This window comes from Corynebacterium sp. BD556 (genome assembly GCF_038452275.1).
In the GTDB taxonomy this organism is placed as follows: domain Bacteria; phylum Actinomycetota; class Actinomycetes; order Mycobacteriales; family Mycobacteriaceae; genus Corynebacterium; species Corynebacterium mayonis.
Genome location: NZ_CP141643.1, coordinates 2,230,565 through 2,252,541, shown reverse-complemented (window position 1 = coordinate 2,252,541; position 21,977 = coordinate 2,230,565). Strand labels below are relative to the sequence as shown.

At 60.7% G+C, this 21,977-nt stretch carries 27 protein-coding genes; 3 read left to right on the top strand and 24 right to left on the bottom strand.

Going from position 1 to position 21,977, the window contains the following annotated elements; all coding sequences use genetic code 11:
- Window positions 1-7: 7 nt before the first annotated feature.
- From VLL26_RS10635 to rplN, 24 genes are all read right to left on the bottom strand, one after another.
- A complete protein-coding gene (locus tag VLL26_RS10635; RefSeq protein WP_342319039.1) occupies window positions 8-2,167 on the bottom strand; it encodes a DUF6541 family protein in 2,160 nt (719 codons plus the stop codon).
- 81 nt (window positions 2,168-2,248) lie between these two features.
- On the bottom strand, window positions 2,249-3,139 hold the full coding sequence (truA, locus tag VLL26_RS10630; protein WP_342319038.1) for a tRNA pseudouridine(38-40) synthase TruA: 891 nt from the start codon (window positions 3,137-3,139) through the stop codon (window positions 2,249-2,251).
- A gap of 91 nt (window positions 3,140-3,230) precedes the next feature.
- On the bottom strand, window positions 3,231-3,710 hold the full coding sequence (gene rplQ, locus VLL26_RS10625; protein ID WP_342319037.1) for a 50S ribosomal protein L17: 480 nt from the start codon (window positions 3,708-3,710) through the stop codon (window positions 3,231-3,233).
- Between the two features lie 45 nt (window positions 3,711-3,755).
- Window positions 3,756-4,769 carry a DNA-directed RNA polymerase subunit alpha gene (locus VLL26_RS10620; RefSeq protein ID WP_342319036.1) on the bottom strand — a complete coding sequence of 338 codons (1,014 nt, stop codon included), beginning with the start codon at window positions 4,767-4,769 and terminating at the stop codon, window positions 3,756-3,758.
- A 107-nt stretch (window positions 4,770-4,876) separates the two neighbouring features.
- The gene (rpsD, locus tag VLL26_RS10615; RefSeq protein ID WP_342319035.1) at window positions 4,877-5,482 is read right to left on the bottom strand and encodes a 30S ribosomal protein S4; all 606 of its coding nucleotides are present in this window, start codon (window positions 5,480-5,482) and stop codon (window positions 4,877-4,879) included.
- Window positions 5,483-5,510: 28 nt separating this feature from the next.
- Complete coding sequence (gene rpsK / locus VLL26_RS10610) at window positions 5,511-5,915, bottom strand: 30S ribosomal protein S11 (RefSeq protein WP_019193981.1); 405 nt, start codon at window positions 5,913-5,915, stop codon at window positions 5,511-5,513.
- Window positions 5,916-5,918: 3 nt separating this feature from the next.
- A complete protein-coding gene (gene rpsM, locus VLL26_RS10605) occupies window positions 5,919-6,287 on the bottom strand; it encodes a 30S ribosomal protein S13 (protein ID WP_019193980.1) in 369 nt (122 codons plus the stop codon).
- A gap of 184 nt (window positions 6,288-6,471) precedes the next feature.
- On the bottom strand, window positions 6,472-6,690 hold the full coding sequence (gene infA, locus VLL26_RS10600; RefSeq protein WP_070422742.1) for a translation initiation factor IF-1: 219 nt from the start codon (window positions 6,688-6,690) through the stop codon (window positions 6,472-6,474).
- A gap of 176 nt (window positions 6,691-6,866) precedes the next feature.
- A complete protein-coding gene (locus tag VLL26_RS10595) occupies window positions 6,867-7,640 on the bottom strand; it encodes a L,D-transpeptidase (protein WP_342319034.1) in 774 nt (257 codons plus the stop codon).
- A gap of 56 nt (window positions 7,641-7,696) precedes the next feature.
- A complete protein-coding gene (gene map / locus VLL26_RS10590; protein ID WP_342319033.1) occupies window positions 7,697-8,488 on the bottom strand; it encodes a type I methionyl aminopeptidase in 792 nt (263 codons plus the stop codon).
- 94 nt (window positions 8,489-8,582) lie between these two features.
- Window positions 8,583-9,128: an adenylate kinase gene (locus VLL26_RS10585; RefSeq protein ID WP_342319032.1), complete on the bottom strand. Its 546-nt coding sequence runs from the start codon at window positions 9,126-9,128 to the stop codon at window positions 8,583-8,585.
- Window positions 9,128-10,456 (bottom strand): preprotein translocase subunit SecY, encoded by a 1,329-nt coding sequence (secY, locus tag VLL26_RS10580; protein ID WP_342319031.1) that lies wholly within the window; start codon window positions 10,454-10,456, stop codon window positions 9,128-9,130. Before secY ends, VLL26_RS10585 begins: the two co-directional genes overlap by 1 nt.
- Window positions 10,457-10,693: 237 nt before the next feature.
- Entirely contained in the window at window positions 10,694-11,140 is a 447-nt protein-coding gene (gene rplO, locus VLL26_RS10575) for a 50S ribosomal protein L15 (protein ID WP_342319030.1), read from the bottom strand.
- Between the two features lie 5 nt (window positions 11,141-11,145).
- Complete coding sequence (gene rpmD, locus VLL26_RS10570) at window positions 11,146-11,331, bottom strand: 50S ribosomal protein L30 (protein ID WP_342319029.1); 186 nt, start codon at window positions 11,329-11,331, stop codon at window positions 11,146-11,148.
- Between the two features lie 5 nt (window positions 11,332-11,336).
- Window positions 11,337-11,963 carry a 30S ribosomal protein S5 gene (gene rpsE, locus VLL26_RS10565; protein WP_342319028.1) on the bottom strand — a complete coding sequence of 209 codons (627 nt, stop codon included), beginning with the start codon at window positions 11,961-11,963 and terminating at the stop codon, window positions 11,337-11,339.
- A 40-nt stretch (window positions 11,964-12,003) separates the two neighbouring features.
- The gene (rplR, locus tag VLL26_RS10560; RefSeq protein WP_342319027.1) at window positions 12,004-12,408 is read right to left on the bottom strand and encodes a 50S ribosomal protein L18; all 405 of its coding nucleotides are present in this window, start codon (window positions 12,406-12,408) and stop codon (window positions 12,004-12,006) included.
- 3 nt (window positions 12,409-12,411) lie between these two features.
- Window positions 12,412-12,948, bottom strand: a complete 537-nt coding sequence (rplF, locus tag VLL26_RS10555; RefSeq protein ID WP_342319026.1) for a 50S ribosomal protein L6 — start codon at window positions 12,946-12,948, stop codon at window positions 12,412-12,414.
- An 18-nt stretch (window positions 12,949-12,966) separates the two neighbouring features.
- Window positions 12,967-13,365: a 30S ribosomal protein S8 gene (gene rpsH / locus VLL26_RS10550; RefSeq protein ID WP_342319025.1), complete on the bottom strand. Its 399-nt coding sequence runs from the start codon at window positions 13,363-13,365 to the stop codon at window positions 12,967-12,969.
- Between the two features lie 351 nt (window positions 13,366-13,716).
- Window positions 13,717-15,315 (bottom strand): lipase family protein, encoded by a 1,599-nt coding sequence (locus VLL26_RS10545; protein ID WP_342319024.1) that lies wholly within the window; start codon window positions 15,313-15,315, stop codon window positions 13,717-13,719.
- 155 nt (window positions 15,316-15,470) lie between these two features.
- A complete protein-coding gene (locus VLL26_RS10540; protein WP_342319023.1) occupies window positions 15,471-16,190 on the bottom strand; it encodes a DUF2786 domain-containing protein in 720 nt (239 codons plus the stop codon).
- Between the two features lie 203 nt (window positions 16,191-16,393).
- A complete protein-coding gene (locus VLL26_RS10535; protein ID WP_342319022.1) occupies window positions 16,394-17,923 on the bottom strand; it encodes an L-lactate MFS transporter in 1,530 nt (509 codons plus the stop codon).
- Between the two features lie 735 nt (window positions 17,924-18,658).
- Window positions 18,659-19,237, bottom strand: coding sequence for a 50S ribosomal protein L5 (gene rplE, locus VLL26_RS10530; protein WP_342319021.1), 579 nt, complete (start codon window positions 19,235-19,237; stop codon window positions 18,659-18,661).
- Window positions 19,238-19,239: 2 nt separating this feature from the next.
- Window positions 19,240-19,554, bottom strand: coding sequence for a 50S ribosomal protein L24 (gene rplX / locus VLL26_RS10525; protein ID WP_342319020.1), 315 nt, complete (start codon window positions 19,552-19,554; stop codon window positions 19,240-19,242).
- A 2-nt stretch (window positions 19,555-19,556) separates the two neighbouring features.
- Window positions 19,557-19,925 carry a 50S ribosomal protein L14 gene (rplN, locus tag VLL26_RS10520; protein WP_342319019.1) on the bottom strand — a complete coding sequence of 123 codons (369 nt, stop codon included), beginning with the start codon at window positions 19,923-19,925 and terminating at the stop codon, window positions 19,557-19,559.
- A 301-nt stretch (window positions 19,926-20,226) separates the two neighbouring features.
- On the opposite strand from rplN, the gene VLL26_RS10515 reads away from it, so the two are divergent.
- The 3 genes from VLL26_RS10515 to fdhD are packed head-to-tail and all read left to right on the top strand — an operon-like array spanning window position 20,227 to window position 21,954.
- On the top strand, window positions 20,227-20,709 hold the full coding sequence (locus VLL26_RS10515; RefSeq protein ID WP_342319018.1) for a carboxymuconolactone decarboxylase family protein: 483 nt from the start codon (window positions 20,227-20,229) through the stop codon (window positions 20,707-20,709).
- A 57-nt stretch (window positions 20,710-20,766) separates the two neighbouring features.
- On the top strand, window positions 20,767-21,099 hold the full coding sequence (locus VLL26_RS10510) for a DUF6457 domain-containing protein (protein WP_342319017.1): 333 nt from the start codon (window positions 20,767-20,769) through the stop codon (window positions 21,097-21,099).
- A gap of 21 nt (window positions 21,100-21,120) precedes the next feature.
- The gene (fdhD, locus tag VLL26_RS10505) at window positions 21,121-21,954 is read left to right on the top strand and encodes a formate dehydrogenase accessory sulfurtransferase FdhD (RefSeq protein WP_342319016.1); all 834 of its coding nucleotides are present in this window, start codon (window positions 21,121-21,123) and stop codon (window positions 21,952-21,954) included.
- The last annotated feature ends 23 nt before the right edge of the window (window positions 21,955-21,977 follow it).

The window sequence follows — 21,977 nt, the reverse complement described above, 5'->3', positions numbered from 1 at the left end:
AGGTGCGCTACCAGGCGGAGGCCGACTCGAGCTGGGCGAGCTCATCGGAGCCGTTGGCGAGGGCGTCTTTTCGCATCTGTTCGATCTCTGCGCGGCTGAACCTGTCGTTGAGCGCGAAGATCACCGTGGTGCCTTTGCGGTAAACCGGCGTTGCTCCCTCGGAGGCCCACAGTGCCTTGGTCTGCTCGTAAGCCGGGTATTGCTGGTACCAAAAAGGCTCGGGGCTCGACAAGATGAAAGACACGTTCAAGTCCTCGGCGGCTTTGTCCACGATGTTTTTCGTCCTCTTTGCGGCGGCGGACTCGCCGCGCACGCCTTCGCCCAGCAAGCTGGTGCGCCAAAAGAGGATGTCTGTGCTGGAACCGCGGCCGCCCAGGGGCCACTGGTAGTGCCTGCCGATGGTGGGCACGCCGTTGTAGGCGTAGAGCCAGGAGTAACCGTCAGCCGGCTCGCCCATCGTGTAGCCCTCCCAGGCGGCGGGCTGTGTGGCCAACCAGTCGAAGGCGAGCAGGTCGTTATCGTTGACCATGCGCCCGCCGGTGCGCGGCAGAGCAAACGAAGATTTCGCGCCTGTCGAGGTCCTGTCGTGCGCCCACGCCATCGTCAACGACCCAGCCGCCACAGCCACAACGATAGAGGCCACCGCGGTAGCACGCAGCCAGGCCGGTTTGGCCCAGCGTGCCCCCAGCGGCGCCAAACACAGCAGGCGAACGATCGCGGCCACACCTACTGCCGCTCCCGCCACCAGCATCATCGCCACCGGCATGACGAGACGATGTGCGGTGTTGTAGTGCAAGTTGCCGATTATCGCCAATGTATCGCCCCACCAGCCGTCGATAGGTTCAAGGGCGTTGACTGCGGCAGCGGCCGAGATCAGGGTGAAAAGGATGGGCCAGATCTGCCCACGCCACACAAGCGCCACCGCCGCCCCGAGGCCACCGAGCACCCACAAGGTGACCACGGAGTGGCCCACGAACTCAGAGAAGAACTGGTCGACGTGGCGAGTGTCCATACTCCACACCGCAGCCCATGTGTTGCTGTAGCCTTTGTCTTCCGGGGTGGCCCACCCCGAAACTTCTTCGGCCTGGGCAGACCCCGCCAACACCTGCGGCAAAAATAGCACCACGCCGGCCACCGCCGGCCCGGCCAACCACGCTAAATCCCCGATCCGGGAACGCGCCGGTTTGAGCAGCAGGCTGGTGAGCCAAAACAGCGCCACGGGCACAGCGATGTAGGTCACCACTGAGGGGTGGACGTTGAGCGCGCCGACGAAGGCAAGCGCAGCCGGAAACGCGAGGGCATGCCACCCTGGAACCTCGCAGAACACCCATATCACGGAGCCAACCAGGCCCACGGCCACTAAATAGGGCCACATGCCGACGTAGTCCCCGATCCACAAAATAGGCGGAGCTACATAAATCGCTGCAGCCGCCAGCCCCGCCGCAATCTGGGCGGTCAACCCGCGTGAACGCAAGATGGTCAACACCAGGCACGCCATCGACAAGGGCAACACAAAGCCGGGAAAGACGGTGGAAGCGATGTTGACCGCCGGGATCGGGTCGAGTCCTGCCGCCTGCCCAAACAGCGCGACGAGGGCATGGAACCCGGTGGGGTAGAGCAGCTGCGCGTGGGACTCCAGATTTTGCAGCTCACCCATCCGTGTCGGGGAGGCTACACCTTCTTCCATGATGTAACGCACCACGTTCGCGTGCCACTGGGAGTCCCAGCCCTGCACGATGTTGCCCACACCGTGCGGCAAGCGAACTAGCCAGCTCAGCCGATCAGAAATGATCATCCAGGAACCGGCGACTACACCTGCGGCGGGCAGAACCCAGAACGGGTCGAGCAGGCTGCGTTCACGCCACACACCGGGCCACAGCGCACGGCGCCAACCCACATTGGCCCGCCGTCTGGCGCGTCTGGCGAACATCCACCGCCACGCTGCAGCCGCAGCCAACGCCAGCAGCATGCTGATGAAAAAGGTCAGCCAGTTAAACGGTGCGCTTGTCGCTCCCCACATCCAGGCACTGACACCCACGACGCCGAAAGTGACCGCCGGAGCGACCGCCAGCGCCGCCGGGGCTTTAGCGCCTGCCACGAAGCTGATCAGGAATCCGGGAAGGATAAGGACTAGCAGCGCGATGAGCACCACCGACGCTAGGGCCATGGTCGCGCTTCCTTTCCTTGTCCACCTGAGGTTGTCGTCACTTTATATCCCCGCAATTCTATTGCCTTGACCCTGCTCGTCCTAGTCGGCGCGCTCGAGGAGGTCACGCTTGTCCCGGGTCACAGCCAGCCGCGCCGCCACATCCTCGTCGGCCGGGTAGGTCACCGCACTTAAGGTCAGCCCCTTCGCTGGGGCGAGCTGCACCTGGGGACTGCGTTCGCGTTTTTCAAGCAACCCTTCAACCCAGGCTGGGTCACGGCGACCCGCCCCGACGTGTAGGCAAGACGCAACCAGCGCACGCACCATGTTCCAGCAGAAAGCATCGGCGCGGATGTGCGCTTCATAAAGGCAAGGTTCCTCGCTTGTCGACGCCTCAACCCACCTCATCTCCTTGACCTCCCGCACCGTGGTGGCGTGCGGCCGTGCCTTGCAAAACGCCGCAAAGTCATTGAGCCCCACCACCAGGTCCGCCACGGCCTGCATGCGTTCGATGTCGATGGGGCGCGGCCACCAGGCGGTATCGCGCACCCGCGTCGGCAAAACGCCGGAAGGGTGGGTGCTCACCCGGTAAACGTAGGTGCGGTCGATGGCGGCGAAACGGGCGTCGAAAAGCGGATGCGCCATGGCGACCTTTGTCACCCGCACGTCCTCGGGAAGAAACTTGGCCAGCCGGGGCACCAGTTTGCCTGGATCCCCGTCGATGGATCGTTGCACCAACGAAGCCCGCGGAACATCCAGGTGCGCGACCTGTCCGCTGGCGTGGACCCCGGCGTCAGTGCGCCCCGCCACCGTCAACCGGGCAGGAACGCGCAGGATTGTGCTTAAAGCGTCTTCCAACGTCTCCTGGACGGTGCGGGTGGCAGTGCCGTCAGCAGCCGGTTTCTGCCGCGCCCAACCGTGAAAATCCGTGCCATCGTACGCAATATCGAGGCGCAGGCGAAGCGAATCCTTGACGGGCTGAGCTAAAGTCACCCGCCTACCTTAGCAACCAACGGGTAAAGCCCCGCTTCCTTACACGACGTGCGCTTCAGGAAACGGGGCTTGAGACACAACCCAAAAGGAACTACTCCTCCTCGGTCGCTTCTGCCTTCTTCTCAGCCTCAGGCTCAGCAGCTGCGGCTTTGTCAGCCTCAGCCTGCTTGGACGCTGCAGCGCGGGCGGTGCGGGTAGCCTCGGCGGAAACAGTCTCCTCAAGCACCAGGGAGATGTGCACCATCGGGGCGTTATCGCCGGCGCGGTTTTCCAACTTGATCGTGCGGGTGTAGCCGCCCTCACGGTTGGCAAACTTCGGTGCGAGCTCGTTGAACAGGTACGCGACGATGTCCTTGTTCGGCAGCTCGGCGGCGACAGCACGGCGGTCAGCCAGCGTGCCCTTCTTCGCCTTAGTGATCAGCTTCTCTGCGTAAGGACGCAGAACCTTCGCTTTGGCAGCGGTGGTCTTAATTGCGCCGTGCTCGAAAAGGGACTGCGCCAGGTTAGAAACAATGTGTTTCTGGTGATTGGCGGACCCTCCGAGGCGGGCACCCTTCTTAGGGGTAGGCATTTTCGTACTCCTCGTTGCGGTTGATTGAGCGCGTGCTCGGGTGTGTTACTCGGATTCTTCCGCGCTGGTGTCGACATAGTCCCCAGTCTCGGCGTCGTAGCCTTCGATCTGGGTCGGGTCGAAATCTTCCGGTGCGTCCTTCAACGTCAAATCCAACGAAGCCAGCTTGATCTTGACCTCGTTAATGGACTTCTGGCCGAAGTTACGGATGTCCAGCAGGTCACTTTCGGTGTACTCAGCGAGCTCACCAACCGTGTGAATCTCCTGGCGCTTCAGGCAATTGTAGGAACGCACAGAGAAGTTCAAGTCCTCGATGGGCAGGTTGTAAGCAGCGATGTACTCAGTTTCCTGCGGGGAGGGGCCGATCTCGATGCCCTCGGCTGCGGTGTTTAGCTCGCGAGCAAGACCAAACAGCTCAACCAAGGTGGAGCCAGCAGACGCCAAGGCGTCGCGGGCGGTCATGGAGTTTTTGGTCTCCACGTCGATGATCAGCTTGTCAAAGTCAGTGCGCTGCTCAACACGGGTCGCCTCAACTTTGTAGGCGACACGGGTGACCGGGGAGTAGATCTGGTCGACTGGGATGCGGCCGACCTCTCCGCCAGCGTTGGGCATGGCCGGGACATAGCCACGGCCGCGCTCGACAACAAGTTCCATCTCGAGGCGCGCTTGCTCGTTGAGGGAAGCAATGTGCAGATCCGGGTTGTGAATCTCCACGCCAGCCGGCGGTTCAATATCGCCGGCGGTGACGTCTCCCGGGCCTTCCTTGGACAGGTACATAACCACCGGCTCATCCGAGTCGGAGGACAGCACAATGTCTTTGACATTGAGGATAATCTCGGAGACGTTTTCCTTGATGCCGTTGATCGTGGTGAACTCATGGAGCACACCGTCGATCTTGATGGAGGTCACGGCTGCGCCCGGAATGGACGACAGCAGCGTGCGGCGCAGGGAGTTTCCGAGAGTGTAGCCGAAACCGGGCTCCAAAGGTTCGATGACGAACTTGGAACGGTTGGTGTCGATGAACTCCTCAGTCAGTTGGGGGCGCTGCGAGATGAGCATGAACTTCTCCTTTGTCGGCAACCACTATTTGATGCCGGTAGGAACGGATATGTGGAAGATTTGCGCGCCGCGTGCGTCGGCAAGCAAGCGCGGGGTGAAGTAAAGGCTTACTTCGAGTAGAGCTCGACGATGAGCTGCTCCTGCAGCGGAATGTCGATCTGAGCGCGCTCGGGCAGTTGGTGCACGAGAATGCGCAGGGTCTCCGGAACGACCTGCAGCCACGCCGGGACGATGGAATCACTCAGGGAATCCTGCGCTTCCTCAAACCAGAGCATGTTGCGGGACTTATCGCGGACATCAATGATGTCGTACTGGGTCACGCGGTAAGAAGGAACATTGGTCTTCTTGCCGTTGACAGTGAAGTGGCCGTGAGACACGAGCTGGCGAGCCTGGCGGCGGGTGCGTGCCAAACCAGCGCGGTACACGACGTTATCCAGACGCGACTCCAGCAGGATCAGCAGGTTGTCGCCGGTCTTACCGGGAAGGCGGTTGGCCTCCTCGTAGTAGCGGCGGAACTGCTTTTCCATAACGCCGTAGGTAAAGCGTGCTTTCTGCTTCTCCTGAAGCTGGAGCAGGTACTCGGATTCCTTGATGCGGGCGCGGCCAGCCTGCCCCGGAGGGTAGGGACGACGCTCGAAGTATTTGTCGCCGCCGACGAGATCGACGCGGAGGCGACGGGACTTACGGGTAGCAGGGCCGGTATAACGAGCCATGGTGTTTTACCTCTTTTCCTTCTCTGCCTTAAACGCGACGACGCTTCGGCGGACGGCATCCGTTAAACGGCTGCGGCGTCACGTCGGAGATCGAGGACACCTCCAGGCCAGCGGCCTGAAGAGAACGGATGGCGGTCTCGCGGCCGGAGCCCGGTCCCTTGACGAAAACGTCAACCTTCTTCATGCCGTGATCCATTGCCTTGCGGGCAGCGTTTTCGGCAGCCATCTGCGCGGCGAACGGAGTCGACTTGCGGGAGCCCTTAAAGCCGACGTGGCCGGAGGACGCCCAGGAGATCACAGCACCGTTCGGGTCCGTGATGGACACGATGGTGTTGTTGAACGTGGACTTGATGTATGCGTGGCCAGCGGCCACATTCTTCTTAACGACGCGACGGCCACCACGGCGCGCGCCGGAACGAGTCTTAGGAGGCATGTGTTACTTCTTCTTTCCTGCGATGGTCTTCTTCGGGCCCTTGCGGGTACGCGCGTTGGTCTTGGTGCGCTGTCCACGGACAGGCAGGCCACGACGGTGACGCAGACCCTGGTAGGAGCCGATTTCGATCTTGCGACGGATATCCGCCTGCACCTCGCGGCGCAGATCGCCCTCGACGGTGTAGGAGGACTCGATCGCGTCACGCAAAGCGGCGAGCTGTTCGTCGCTCAGGTTGTCTGTGCGCAGGTCCGGAGAAATGCCGGTCTTTTCGAGCAGTTCCTTGGAACGGGTAGCACCGATTCCGTAAATGTAGGTGAGAGCGATCTCCATGCGCTTGTTGCGCGGGAGATCAACACCAGCTAGACGTGCCATGTGGTACGTGCCTTTCAGGTTGTTACGGTGGTTTTCTCCCCACCCGTCCACGCCACGCGACGCTTTACCCGGACCTAACCGGATGATGGGCCGTGATTACGCGCGGCTTTGGCCACCGTGGCCAAAGGTCGTGGGCGTCCCGAAAACTCGGCACGCCTTGGGAAGGGAGGCTGAAAAAGTTTCCTTACTTGTAGCGGTACGTGATTCGACCGCGCTCCAGATCGTAGGGAGAAAGCTCCACGACGACCCGGTCTTCCGGAAGGATGCGGATGTAGTGCTGGCGCATCTTCCCACTGATGTGGGCAAGCACTTCGTGCCCGTTGTCGAGTTCGACACGAAACATTGCGTTCTTCAAGGGCTCGACGATGCGACCCTCAACCTCGATTGCGCCTTCTTTTGCCATACACTCCACTTCCTACGGCACTCACGGTGACGCGGTGCCAGTCGAAAAAACGTCCTGCTACCTGGCGGATCAAGGCAGCATGAGCTGCCTGGTGAAACACCAACTTGGCAGTCTATCGCTAAGGCTGGGAAAAGACAAACTCCTCTCTTAAAAAGGAGCCGGAGCAAACGCGCGCCCTAGTAGACGAAAACTTTGTCGCCTATCTGCAAATCGTTGAAATAACGCTGCGCATCACCGCGGTACATGCGGATGCACCCGTGGGAGAGCAACCTCGGATCCCCTTCGTGGAAGGCAATACCGTTGTAGGTGAAGTAAGTCGCGTACGGCATCGGGGCATTGTTGAACTCATACGAGATCTCGTCTTTGACCTTACGGTTGACGTAGAAAGTCCCCCGTGGTGTCTCCCACCCCGGCGCACCAGGGCCAATCGTCGCGGCCTGGTAATACATCTGGCCGTTTCTTTGCAGCCAGGAACGGCGCCCGTCAATGTCGATGCAGGCTTTGGCATCCTTTGGGCACGGGCCGTAGTCGAAAGCTGGTGCTTGCGGCTTCGCCGGCTGCGGGGCTGGCGCTGGCGCTGGTGCTGGTGCTGGTGCTGGTGCTGGTGCTGGCCTGGGGGTGCGCTCCGCGATCAAGCCGGGGAAGAAAGCCTCCACGGACTGATCAATGGCGGCCTTGGCCTGGTCAGCAAGGCGCGGGTTGACCGCCCGCAGGGCCTCAGCTTGGTGGCGAAGCTGTCCGCGGGTTTTCCATGCGGCATCACGGGCACCGCGGTCATTGCTCGGACCTAAGCTGGAAAACGAGCCATTGAACTGCTCGAAGGGGTTCGCTGCTTGCGCTCCCGCGACCGGCGCGGCAACAAGTGAGGCACTAAGCCCTACGATGGCGGCGAGGCAACGGATACGGCGCTTCATCGCAGAATACTTCTCCTGTCGCGGTAAAGAAGACATGGGAGAAGTATAACCGGGGCCGAAGAAAATGCTGAACAGCCCTTGCCGGCCACGCCCTACGGGCGAGGTGTGAGAATCCGCGGGCCGTCAACAGTGGCCGCAACGGTGTGTTCGAAATGCGCGGCGGGCGCAGAATCAATGGACACGACCGTCCAGTCGTCATCAAGCACCGTGGTGTCCGTCTCCCCACCGAGGATGAGCATGGGCTCAATCGCAAGCACGGAGCCTTCCTGGATCAGTGGACCGCGCCGCGGCTTTCCCTCGTTGGCAAGGAAAGGTTCTTCGTGCATCGTGCGCCCAATGCCATGCCCACCGTATCCCTCAACTATGCCCAATGTGACGCCGAATTTTTCCTCCGCAGCCAAGGTAGCTAGCTCCAGTGCATGAGAGACATCGGTTAGCTTGTTGCCCGGCACCATCGCTTTGAGGCCCTCCATTAACACCCACTCGGTTGCGCGATTGAGCTTATCGACGTCGCCAGCCAGCTCTCCCACCCCAAAAGACCACGCCGAATCCCCCACCCAACCGTCTAAGGTCGCGCCGCAGTCAACGGAGACCAAATCTCCCTCTTTGAGCACCGTCTCCGCCGAAGGGATGCCGTGGACCACCACATCATTGACCGATGCACAAATCGATGCCGGGAAACCTTGATACCCGAGAAACGTCGGAGTCGCGCCGTGGCTGCGAATGACTTCTTCAGCGACGCGGTCTAAGTCGAGAGTGCTCGCCCCGACAACGGCCGCCTCCCGAACAGCCACAAGAGCTTCGCCGACGATACGCCCCGCCGCCTCCATGGCGTCGAGCTCGGCAGGGGTCTTGGCTGCGATCTTGCGGCGTCGAAAAGCCACTGTGATGCTCCTTCGGTCAATGAATAATCGGAAATAATGCAACCAGCCGACACCCCGAACTGGAGGCGCCGGCTGGCTGGGGCGAAGAAAACCCTTACTTGTTGATCGCTTTCATGGCACGTTCGTTGATCTCGTCAACATCGCCTTCGGCGTCAATGTTGATGATGGCATCGCCGTAGTGCTCGATCAGCGGCGAAGTTTCATCGCGGTAAACACCGAGGCGAGTGCGGATCGTCTCCTCATTGTCGTCGGCGCGCCCCCGGGCCAGCATACGCTCGACAACAACATCCTCATCCACAGAGAAGTTGAGCACACCGTCGAGCGCCACGCCCTTCTGACTCAACAAATCAGTGAGAATATCAGCCTGCTCCACGGTGCGCGGGAAGCCGTCGAGGAGAAAACCCTCACGGGCATCTTCCTCAAGAAGACGCGACTCGACCATGCGTGCCGTGACATCAGTGGGCACAAGCTTGCCAGCGTCGATGTACTCCTTCGCCTCAACACCAAGCGGGGTGCCCTCGCCGATGTTGGCGCGAAAGAGATCTCCGGTGGAGATATGGGGTACACCCAGTTTTTCGGAGAGGATAGCTGCCTGGGTGCCTTTGCCGGCGCCAGGAGGTCCGAGAAGTACGAGTCGCATTATCGCAGAAGCCCTTCGTAGTTGGATTGGAGCAGTTGAGACTCGATTTGCTTCACCGTGGTCAAAGCAACCGAGACCATAATTAGAATAGCGGTGCCGCCGAAAGCGGACATTCCTCCCGCCCCCGAGCCGGTAATGCCGGCATCGAGAGCCAAGTTAGGCAGGATCGCAATGAACGCAAGGTAGAGCGCGCCGACAAACAGCAGGCGGTTCATTACGAAGCCGAGGTACTGCGCCGTCGGGCGGCCAGGGCGGATACCCGGAATGAAACCGCCGTACTTCTTCATGTTCTCCGCCTGCTCCACCGGATCGTACTGGATGGAGACATAGAAGAAGGAGAAAAAGACAATCATGCCGAAGTACAACGCGATGTACTGCCAGGAACCGGGGTTTTGCAGCCACGCCATCACGTTGATCTGCCACCAGTTCTCCGCCGGGTTCGGGTTGTTCATCGTGACAATCTGGGTAATCAGCACCGGGACGTACATCAGTGAGGAGGCGAAAATCACCGGAATAACGCCAGCCTGGTTAACCTTCAGCGGCAAATAGGTCGAGGAACCACCATACTGGCGGCGACCCACCATACGCTTGGCGTACTGCACTGGGATGCGGCGCTGTCCCTGCTCCACGAAAATAATGCCCACAACCAAAACGATGACGGCAAGCAAAACAACGGTGAAAGTAACCCCACCCGACTGCGACAAAATCACCGCCCCCTGTGTCGGGATCTGAGTGGCGATACCGGCGAAAATAAGGAGGGACATGCCGTTGCCGACACCCTTTTCGGTAATGATCTCACCGAGCCACATAACCAAAATGGCGCCGGAGGTCATAACAATGATCATCATGATCAGCGTCCACACGTTGCGGTCATCGACGAGCACCGGCGTACCTTGGCCAAGCAGTTGCTCCCGGTCCGCCAAAGCGACGATGCCGGCGGACTGGAGGAGTGCAAGGCCAACGGTCAGGTAACGCGTGTACTGCGTCATCTTCGTCTGCCCAGCTTGGCCTTCCTTCTTCAACTCCTCAAACTTCGGAATCACCACGGTCAACAGTTGGACAATGATGGAGGCCGTAATGTAGGGCATGATGCCGATCGCGAAGATGGAAAGTTGCAGCAGCGCACCGCCTGAAAACAACCCGATGATGGAAAACATCGTCGCCTGGTCGCCTTGGGAAATCTCGTCGAGCTGACGGGAAATCGCGGGGTAATCGACCCCCGGGGTTGGGATTTGGGCACCGAAGCGGTAGAGAATCATCAACGCAAGAGTAATGAGAATCTTCTTGCGCAAATCCGGGTCTTTAAACGCCTGAGCGATAGCGGACACAAAGCCTCCTGGCTCCTAGGCTGCAAGCGCCTAGAAGGTAGCGGACATGTTTTTAACGCGGAGCCAAGCCCACCTTCAGGCAGACCCACTCCGGACAAGTTTGACCTTAACAGCCTAGCAGTTGCTCTCCCATAATTGAACTGGGGCAGCTCCGGGTTAGCTTCCGGGCACCTGTGAACACGCAAAAACGCCGCCTACCTCGAAGGAGATAGGCGGCGCTTGGGGCTCCGTGAAGCTTTAAGCCTCAGTGACGGATCCGCCAGCAGCCTCAATCTTTTCAACTGCTGACTTCGAGAACTTCGCAGCGGTGACATCGACCTTAACGTCGATCTCGCCGTTGCCCAGAACCTTCACCGGCTGGTTCTTACGAACCAAACCAGCAGCCGCGATATCGGCGGCGGAGACAGCTCCACCGTCCGGGAACGCCTTCGCAAGGTCGGAAACATTCACAACCTGGTAGACGACGCGGTTCGGGTTCTTGAAACCCTTAAGTTTCGGCAAACGCATGTGCAACGGCATCTGGCCACCCTCGAAAGCAGCGGAAACCTGCTTCCGAGCGCCAGTGCCCTTGGTGCCGCGGCCTGCGGTCTTGCCCTTGGATGCCTCACCGCGGCCAACGCGGGTCTTGGACTTGTGCGCGCCCTTTGCTGGGCGCAGATCATGGAGCTTGATGATGTCAGCCATGTTTTCTACTCCCCTGCAACTTCTTCGACGGTGACGAGGTGACGCACCTTCAAAATCTGGCCGCGGGTCGCCGGGTTGTCCTTCTTAATGACGGACTGACCGATCTTGCGCAGACCCAGCGCGTCAAGGTTCTGGCGGGTGGTCGGCTTCTCACCGACCCGGCCATGGTGCAACGTAATCTTCAATGCCATGATGCTTAGGCCTCCTGTCCTGCGCGTGCGCGCAGCATGCGAGCCGGTGCGACATCCTCAATGGACTTGCCGCGCTTAGCCGCAACTTCCTCCGGGCGAACCAGTTCCTTCAAACCAGCAACCGTGGCCTGAACCACGTTGAGGGCGTTGTCGGAGCCGAGGGACTTCGCCAGGATGTCCTGGATACCCGCGCACTCAAGCACCGGGCGAACCGCGCCGCCGGCGATGACACCAGTACCGGGAGCTGCCGGGCGGAGCATGACGATGCCCGCGGCCTGCTCAGCCTGCACCGGGTGCGGGATAGTACCGCCGATCATCGGGACGCGGAAGAAGTTCTTGCGAGCTTCCTCGGCACCTTTCTGAATAGCTGCGGGAACTTCCTTTGCCTTGCCGTAGCCGACGCCGACCATGCCCTCACCATCGCCAACGACGACGAGTGCGGTAAAGGACATGTTGCGGCCGCCTTTGACGGTCTTGGCAACACGGTTGATGGTGATGACGCGCTCGATGTACTTATCGCGCTCGTCGTTTTGGTTGCGACGGTCGTCGCGGCGGCCACGGCCACCGCGCTCGTTGCGGTTGTTCTGCTTGTCGGCGGAGCGCCCGCCGTCACGCCGTTCACGTTCGGCCATTACGCGTTCCTTCCGTTGATGGTGTTGATTGCGGTGATCATTAGAATTTCAAACCACCTTCACGAGCTGCGTCAGCGAGAGCTGCGATTCGACCGTGGTACTTGTAGCCGGCGCGGTCAAAAACAACGCTTTCAATACCCGCTGCCTTGGCGCGCTCTGCAACGAGCTGACCTACCTTTGCCGCCTTGTCCTTCTTGTCGCCCTCAAGGGAGCGCACGTCCGCTTCCATCGAGGATGCGGAAGCAAGGGTGTGCCCGGCCAGGTCGTCGATGATCTGGACGTGCATGTGGCGGGAGGAACGGTGCACGACAAGACGCGGCATCTCCGGGGTGCCACGCAAAGTCTTGCGGATACGGCTGTGACGACGAACGCGAGCCTCGCGGCGGCGCGAAGAAATATCGCGGCCCACCGGAGTGCGCTTGGTGTTCTCTGCGGTATTGCTCATGTTTTACTTACCCGTCTTTCCGACCTTGCGGCGAACCTGCTCGCCTGCGTAGCGGATACCCTTACCCTTGTACGGGTCATCCTTACGCAGTCGGCGGATGTTAGCCGCGATCTGGCCAACCTGCTGCTTGTCAATACCCTCGATGGAGAACTTGGTGTTGCCGTCAACGGCGAACGCGATGCCTTCCGGCGCCTCAATCACAACAGGGTGCGAAAAGCCCAGGGAGAACTCGAGGTTCTTACCCTTGAGCTGGACACGGTAACCAACACCGAAGATCTCCATGTTGATCTTGTAGCCCTCGGTAACACCGATGACGTTGTTGTTGATCAGCGAGCGCGACAGGCCGTGGAGAGCACGGTTGGTGCGGTGATCGTCCGGGCGGGACACCACAATTTGGTTGTCCTCCACGGAAGCGGTAATCGGCTCCGGCAGGTCGACGGACTTAGTGCCCTTCGGGCCCTTGACCTCAACCTTTTGGCCGTCAATTTTGATCTCTACGCCGTTCGGGACGGCAATGGGTGCGAAACCTACACGCGACATAGTCTTTACAACCTCCCTTTACCAGACGTAGGCGAGGACTTCCCCACCTACGCCCTTCTCCTGGGCCTGACGATCGGTCAGGAGGCCTTGGGAGGTGGAGATGATCGCCACACCCAGGCCGCCGAGGACCTGCGGCAGGTCGTTGGACTTCGCGTACACGCGCAAACCCGGCTTGGACACGCGGCGCAGTCCAGCAATGGATGCTTCGCGCGTCGGTCCGTACTTGAGGTCGAGGGTGAGTTCCTTGCCCACCTTCGCATCCTCAACCTTGTAGTCGTTGATGTAGCCTTCCTGCTTGAGAATCTCAGCGATGTTCGCCTTGATCTTCGAGGAAGGCATAGACACGGTGTCGTGCTGCGCATTGTTTGCGTTGCGCACGCGAGACAGCATGTCTGCAATCGGATCAGTCATGGTCATAAGGCGACCGTTTACCTTTCTCGTTGCGGTTCCCTGCAACCCACCACGACGCCTTTAAAAGCGCCACGTTTTCCGTGTGTTCTGTCGGGGGCTACTCAACGCTCCCCGCGCTTAGTAACGCGAGGCGCTCGCCGCCACCCTTGCACCCGGACCGCATGTCGGCGGGGGGCCTGCAACAAAGTTGGATGTTCAAATGTACTTCGGATGCGCGCACGAAAGTGCCGGCGCGCAAGTCCGACGGCTCACGTTACCTCGCCGCACGCCGAAAAAGCAATTCGCTTCTCGACGTCCCGCCGCCGCCTTTCCCCAGGACGGCGGCGGGCGTCCCTAAGCGAGGGCGACGCACCCGGGCTAGAACGGCAGCGTTAGCACCGCGCCACCCAGCAGGGGCGCGAAGGCTGCCACGGCGCCGCCCACGGCGGCCAGCACCAGAGCGACGAGCGCGGCGATGATGCCCACCGGCGAGGAGATTCCCGAGCCTTCCGTGCCGGAGCTCGGCCCCTCGGTGGAGCCCGGTACGACAAGGCCGCTGGACAGGGGCATGCTGGAGAGCGCGGCGCTCAGATCGACCCCTGAGGAGCCCTCGTTACCGTTCCAGTTCGTGCAGGTCAGACCCTCGTCGAGGGCGCGGCCGTGGAAGCGGTCGAGGAGGAAGGGCATGCCGAACGCTCCCCCACTGACGGACTGGGCCACGTGGTTGGCCTCCCCGATTGTGCCGATCTCGGGGAGGATGTCGTCGCGGTAGTACACCGCGGCGCCCTGGGTGCACCAGTTCCGCGCGAGGTCCTTGGCCTGGCCGTAGGCCACATTGCGGTCGAAGCGGCCGGAGACGATCATCATCGGCACCTCGGGGGCCCGCCTCCCGATCAGCTGGTCCTCTACCGCTCGCTGCGCCTCCGGGTACTCCTTAACCAGCTCGGCGAGCGAGCGGCCCCCTGCGATCCACTCACGCGTCGAGGTGTAGGCATACTCGTCCATAATCTCGTCGGTGCACATCTCGGACAGCGCTCGGAGGGCGCTACGACCGTCGTCGTTGACGTTGGCCTCGACGATCTCGCCGATTACTGGGTACCGCTCGGCTAGCCCGTTGACGGCGAAGCCGATTGCGCCGGCCAGGTCGGACCCGTCGATGTTGGACATCACCGCGGTCAGGTCGGCCGGCGGCGCCGAGGCGTATCCGCCGACCAGGTTGAGGTCGGGGGCGTAGCTCGGCTGCAGCTCGGCAGCCGCCGTGGTGGCGCCGCCTCCCTGGGAGTGGCCATAGAGGCCAACCGCCCCGAAGGTCTCCCCGCGGCCCTCGACGAGCGTGCGCGCAGCACGGGCGGCGTCGAGCATGGCGTGGGCCTGATCGACGCGATTCATGTAGGTGTGGACGCCCGGCGTGCCCATGCCGATGAGGTCGGTCACGACAACGCGCACGCCCTGGTTGGCGAACATCATGTCGTACATGCCCTCAAGGTTGACGAACCGCCCAGAATAGACGGGGTCGGGCTGTCCATCGAGGGGCCAGTTGCGGGACGGGGCGCACTGGTCGCCCTGTCCGACGGTTCCACGCACGACCACCAGGGTCGGCCGGGGCCCGTCACCGCGCCACGGCACGGTGGGCTCCACGACGTAGCCGGTCACGGGAACGAGCCGACCGTCAGCGTCTTGCGTGGTGTACATGATCTTTTCGGCGGTGTTGGGCAGCGCCAGGTCCGCCTTTCCGAACATCCCCGAGTAAGGGACGGTCTTCTGCCGCAGGATCTGCCCCACCTCGCTGGGCGCCACGCCCGAGGTGTCATAGAACTGGTCGACCTGCCCACGCTGGACAACGCCGCTCGTCACCACCGACGACCCGACCGAGGAGCCCTTGAGCGAGCTGCCCTCCGCCGCCTGCGCCGCTCCCGCTACCGAGACAACCGTCGAAACAACCAGGGCCGCCGTCGCGGCCGCCGTTTCGCGGTACATACCCCCTCGCCGAATACCCATGTGATCCCCACTTCATTGACAGCCAATATTGACATAGCTCACACTAGCGGGGCTTTAAAGTTTGTTGGGCAAAACGTTATATTTTGGTGTGTGCGCTACCCCCGCGCCTCCCCCGCGCCTCCCCGTCCCGGCTCCTACCAGGGAAGAGCAGGGCGGGATTGCACCCTCTCCTGGCCGAGGTCGGTTCTGTCTCCTGCGTCGCGGCCGCTGCCGTACGCCCCGCCGTCGTAGGTCCGCCGCGCCCGCGATGTCGTCAGATGCAGCCCGAGGTCGCGGGCGTAGTTCTCCTGGGCCTGTTCGGCGCGCCGCAGGTCGTCGATAAGCGCGACCGCGTAACGCTCATCGCTGCCGGCAACCCCATCTTCCGCCGCAGCCAGCCGCTGCCCCACCGAACGTGCAAAACCCTGCATGAAGGAACGCCGTTTGACCACGGTAGAAGCATCAAACGGGCCGCAAGAGGTGAGGTTTGTAGCGCCGGCGATCATCACTGGATTGAGCAAGACATACAGCATCTCCACGCGCTGAAGATGCCTGTGCCTGCCGAACAGCGTCACCGCAAAGACCTTGGTTGACCTGCGAACCTTCTGCTGGAACCCGACGCAGTGCAGCGCGGTGGCCACCGCAAACAACAGCGCCGCCTGCATTTCCGTATAAGCCCCCGAGAAAGTGAATGTTTTGCGGGCCATCGCGTCAGATTCCTCCGCAGCCGACACGTCCCTTTCTTCAAAGCCGTACATGGCCATGATCTCAAAAGCACGGTCGTAGAAAACCTGCCCCTCCGGCGTCCCCTCCCGATCTGCCGCCTGGTTGAGGAGTTTGCGAACCTTCTCTTTAACCTTGTCGATATCCTTCATTGACTTCCTACACCCCCGAATTGACTGGTAAAACACGCGACGGGTCGCTTCTAGCACCCGTCGCGCTGTGGCTTTGGAAGTAGATATAAGGTACGCGCGCAAAAGAATCCAACGCTTCGCCAGCGTTCGGTGGATAACTCACCGCCAACGCTTTTGCCTGTGGATAGTTCACCCACCAGTCGAGCGTTGCGGTTGCACATGGCCTAACCCAAGAACATCCCGGATGCCTTGATGATCGTCTCCCACAAACCGTACAGCAAAGAGGCGCCAATGAAGAGGGCCAACGCCATGGAAATAGTCGTGTGGACGCCGCCCGAGCTGCCCGTCGCGCGGCCCTGAGCGCTCGCCTCGCTTTCAGCATCAAGAACCGCCTGGCGGTCCGCATCGCTTTTCGCCTTCACCACCTCAGGGTCCTCCATCCAACGCTCAGCGACGGGGCGCACAAGGAAGTTGGCGATCAAACCGACCGCCAGCAAACCACACATAATAAACAGCGACAGCTTGTAGAGCTCCGGCCCTTCGTTGCCGCGGTTGGCTTGAGACTCGACGACCATGTTGACAATCAACGGACCTGCAACACCCGCCGCCGACCACGCCGTGAGCAAACGGCCGTGGATGGCACCGACCTGGTAGACACCGAACAAGTCGCGCAAGTACGCAGGAACAGTAGCGAAACCACCGCCGTAGAAAGACAAGATGATCAACGAGGACACCACGAAAATAACCAGGCTGCTCGCGCCGGCAGTGGCGAGAACCAAGTACAAAAGCAGACCAACACCGAGATAGACCATGTAAATGTTCTTGCGCCCGATCACGTCGGAAAGCGAAGACCAGACAAAGCGCCCACCCATGTTGGTCAGCGACAGCAAGCCAACGAAACCTGCCGCGGCGGCAGCGGTGATCGCGGGGAAGAAGTCCTGGATCATCGGCGCTGCGTTTTCCAAGATGCCGATGCCAGCGGTGATATTACAAAACAGCACAACCCACAGGCACCAAAACTGCGGAGTCTTGATGGCGTTAGCGGCCGAGACATTACCCGAAGTCTTCAACGGGGACTTCTTCACGGCAGCCGGATCAAAACCTTCCGGAACCCAGTCCGGGTGCGGCAGACGAATTGCGTAGGAACCCAGAGCAATGACCACCAGGTAGAGAACACCAAGCGCGAGGAAAGTGGGCTGCAGACCAGCCGCACGGTCCGCAATTTCCGTGCCACCGCCGAAGAACTCCATCATGCGGTTCGACACTGGCGAGGCAATCAACGCGCCACCACCAAAGCCCATGATCGCCAAACCTGTGGCCAATCCGGGACGATCAGGGAACCACTTCATCAGCGTTGACACCGGCGAAATGTAGCCAATACCAAGGCCGATACCGCCGATGAAGCCGTAGCCTAAATACACCAGCCATAGCTGACCAGAAGAAATACCAAGGGTGGCCACCATAAAGCCGACAACCCACAACGCCCCCGCTACAGCCATGGAAACGCGCGGGCCGACACGCTCAACCCACGTTCCGAAAAGCGCGGAGGAGATACCGAGCATGCCGATCGCCAGGGAGAAAATCCAACCCACAGCAACTTCTCCAACGGCGAAGTGTTCCATCATCGGGCGTTTAAACACCGAAAACGCATACACCTGACCAATCGAGAGGTGGATTGCCAACGCTGCTGGTGGGATCAACCAGCGGTTGAATTTTTCCGGCGCGATAATCGCGCCGCGGGAAAAGAATGACATATTTAGCCTTTCGTGCTCTTTGTCCGTGCCGCCGTCGACGGCCGTAGCGGATGGTGCTGCGCCGCAGACTCCAGTGTGGCAGACTTTTTGACCGCAGACGTTGACAAGTACGCAGTGATATTAAAACACCCTCCCAATACGGGCCAAGCAAGATAGGCTGTCATATCCTCATCGGGCAGCGACAGCGCAGGCCACGTTGCGTTTTTAAAGGAGATTCAGCGGTGCTAGTGCCAGCGCCAGTGCCGGTGCCAGTGCCGGTGCCAGTGCCGGTGCCTACCTAGCCACTTTTGAAAAGACTGTTGTTTCGCGTTTCGCGGGGCCCGCCAAATACCGACTCACGACCCTGCACGACCCTGCATAACTTCTGTGTGTCTCTAAGTGTCACACCGAGTCAACGACTACTGCTGCCGGATCGTCAAGCAGTGGCCCGGCTGGCTCACGGCTAATGGACCCGGGCCAACTCCGGCTAGTGTTCATCACCGCGCATACTGTTTGCGGGTACAGACTGCCCTTCGGAGATCCAATTCGGTGATTTCCTGGGCTACTTTGCTAGCGCCGCTTTCAGTTTCAGATGTGCGACAGGCAAGATGGCGAAGGTCCCGTCTCGGCTGCTGTTGACCGTCTCGGGTGTGCTGCCAGTGCTGATGAGCGCTTGCAAAAGCACCCGCACAACAAAACCCCCGCCAAACCCGAAAAACTCCGGTGGGCGGGGGTGGTGTAGTGAAGCGAAGCTGTTTAGGCCTGCTTCATCTTGCCGTCTTGGTCGACGAACGGGAAGCCGAGGTGCGTCAGCAGTGCGCGGCCCTCGTCGTCGTTCGATGCGGTGGTGACGAGCGTGATGTCCATGCCACGGACACGATCGATTTTGTCAATGTCGATTTCGTAGAACATGGTTTGCTCGTTGAGGCCGAAGGTGTAGTTTCCGGCACCGTCGAACTGTTTGTCGCTCAGGCCGCGGAAGTCACGAATACGCGGCAGGGCGACGTTGAGCAGACGGTCTAGGAACTCCCACATGCGGTCGCCGCGGAGGGTGACCTTCGCGCCGATGGGCATGCCTTCGCGGAGCTTGAAGTTTGCGATGGACTTCTTGGCGCGACGTAGCTGCGGCTTCTGGCCGGTGATCGCGGTGAGGTCCTCGAGAGCGCCGTTGATGACTTTGGAGTCGCGGGCGGCGTCGCCGACACCCATGTTGACGACGATTTTGGTCAGACCCGGGATCTGCATGACGTTGTCGTAGCCAAACTGTTCGTTGAGCTTGGTGCGGATGTCGTCTTTGTAGCGGGCTTTCAGACGCGGGGTGTAGTTCTCAGCCATGCTTAGATGTCCTTCCCGTTCGACTTGGCAACGCGGACTTTTTTGCCGTTCTCATCGAAGCGGTAGCCCACGCGGGTCGGGCGTCCATCGGAGTCGAGAACCATCACGTTGGATACGTGGATGGGGGCCTCCTGGGTGACGATTCCGCCGGACTCGGCGCCGCGTTCGTTGTAGGAGTTAGCGACGTGCTTCTTGATGCGGTTGACGCCCTCGACAAGGACCTTGTTGCGCTGCGGGTAGGCCTCAATGACCTTGCCTTGGGCACCTTTGTCCTTGCCGGAGATCACCTGGACCATATCGCCCTTTTTGATCTTCATACTTAGATCACCTCCGGTGCGAGTGAAACAATCTTCATGAAGCGCTTGTCGCGCAGTTCACGCGCGACGGGGCCAAAGATGCGAGTTCCGCGCGGTTCGGTGTCGTTTTTGATCAAAACGGCAGCGTTTTCGTCGAATGAGATGTAGGAGCCGTCTGGGCGACGGGTTTCCTTTTTGGCGCGCACAACGACGGCGCGCACAACTTCGCCCTCCTTGACGTTGCCGCCGGGGGCGGCTTCTTTCACGGTGGCGACGATTGTGTCGCCAATGCCGGCGAAGCGTCGAACGGAGCCGCCGAGCACGCGGATGCACAGGATTTCGCGTGCACCGGTGTTGTCGGCGACCTTCAGACGCGATTCTTTCTGAATCACTATGGTCTCCTGACCTGGTTGTCTGTGCGCGAGATTTCCGTCCTGCACGCACGTGGTCAATTACGTTTGCACTTTCGCTTATCGACGAACACCCGCTACCGTTGGCACAGTTGACGGGCGTCGAAGGGTCTCGGGGCGCATACTCGGAAACACGTATCCACCCCGACCAGCTTGAGGCAACTGTGGTATTGAACCACACTTGGGGCTTTAAACCCAAATTTGTTCCTGCTCTTTCAGGCGTGGAAGCGGTTGGGTTTCCTTCCGCCTGTAAAGAGGGTGTCACATCACGTAGTCTGGCGGTATGGCTGAAATGCGTCCCCAATTAACCGGCGAGGGTTTGCGCTCTTTGCTTCCGATGGTGAAGTACTCATCGAAGAATACTCCGGAGCGTTACCGCCACTTAGTGTCCTTGCGCGCCTCCGTCATTAACGACTGCCGTGCCTGCATCACAACGCACCGCCGCGATGCGCGGCGCGACGGGTGGAGCGAAGATCGTATTCTTCGCGCCGAGGATTGGACTAACTACACGGAGTCCTACGACGAGAAAGAAACCATTGTGCTGCGTTTGACCGATGAAATTACCCACATCGACGGCTACGAATCGATTTCTGACGAATTGTGGGACCGGGCCGTAGAGCTGTTCGGCATCGCCGGCACCCACAACATTTTGGTCAGTATCTTCGCCATCAATACGTTCAACCGGCTCAGTATCACTACCCGCACAGACCCGCAGATCATTAAGGGCACTATTGACTTCGACCTTGACTACGACGCCCACCTGTAGCCACCCCCGTGACTATCGTTGTCACGCAGTCGTTTAACACAGCGAAGGAGCACCATCGTGCCTGAATCGGATTCGCCTTCCGAGCGCCTTAACTCCACCCATGCCTGGCTTCATTGCTTATCTGAGGCTTTCGGTGTCTCCCCGGAGATTACCCGGCAGGCTGTGGGCCCTGTCCTTGACATGACTGCGCGGGTGGCCCACAACGGCCCGGCGCGACCCGCAGCACCAACTACCGCTTTCCTCGTCGGGTTGGCTGCTGGCCGCGCAGCAGGTGGAGGTGCCGAGACTAACGCTGAGGTCATGGCCCGAGTCGAGGAACTCATTGACAAGGTCGATGAGCTCCTCGCTGCCCGCGCCGCGGCCGCTGGCGATAACGGCTCGCGCGCCTAATCTGCGAAGGGTTCGCTCATAATGGGAAGGCTCAACCGTAAATTCGCAGTCACCCGCGTCAGCTCAACCGCCGACGGCTTCTATCAGGACACCCGCGCCGACACAGTCAGTGTGGAAGAACCTCTCGAGATCCGGGTCGGTGGCACAACGCTTACCTCAACCATGCGCACCCCAGGCCACGATATTGAGCTTGCCCACGGCTGGCTCTACGCCGAGGGATTGATCACCTCGCCGGGCGACGTTTCCACCGCGCGTTATTGCGCGGGGGCGGTCGGCCCCGAAGGGGAAAACACTTACAACCTGCTCGATATTGACCTTGCGGGTGCTGCGCGCCAGATTCCGCTTGAGGCCATCAGGCTGACACCGACTTCCAGCGCCTGCGGGGTGTGCGGGACGCAATCGATTAGCGAGTTACTGCACCGCACCCACGCGCCGATCTCACCCCTCGCGCTGGATCCGGGTTTGGTGATGCTCCTGCCAGAAAAGCTGCGTGAGCACCAGAAGCAATTTAACAAAACCGGCGGCATCCACGCCGCCGGCGCTTTCGACTTAGAGGGCAACCCCATCGTGGTGCGCGAGGACATCGGCCGGCACAATGCGGCGGACAAAGTCATCGGTCATCTGCTGCTCAACGGTGCGCTGCCCGCGAAGGACACGATCCTCGTCATGTCCTCCCGGGCTTCCTTTGAGCTTGTGCAAAAAGCAGCCATGGCCGGGTTTCCGGCCTTGGTGGCGGTTTCTGCTGCGTCCTCCCTGGCGGTCGAGCTCGCCCGCGAAGCCGGGATGGCATTGGTGGGCTTCGCGCGCGGCGATCGGTTCAACCTCTACGCCGGAGAGTTGTCGCGGTCACATTAGGTCGCTGTGGGCCATGCTTTGCG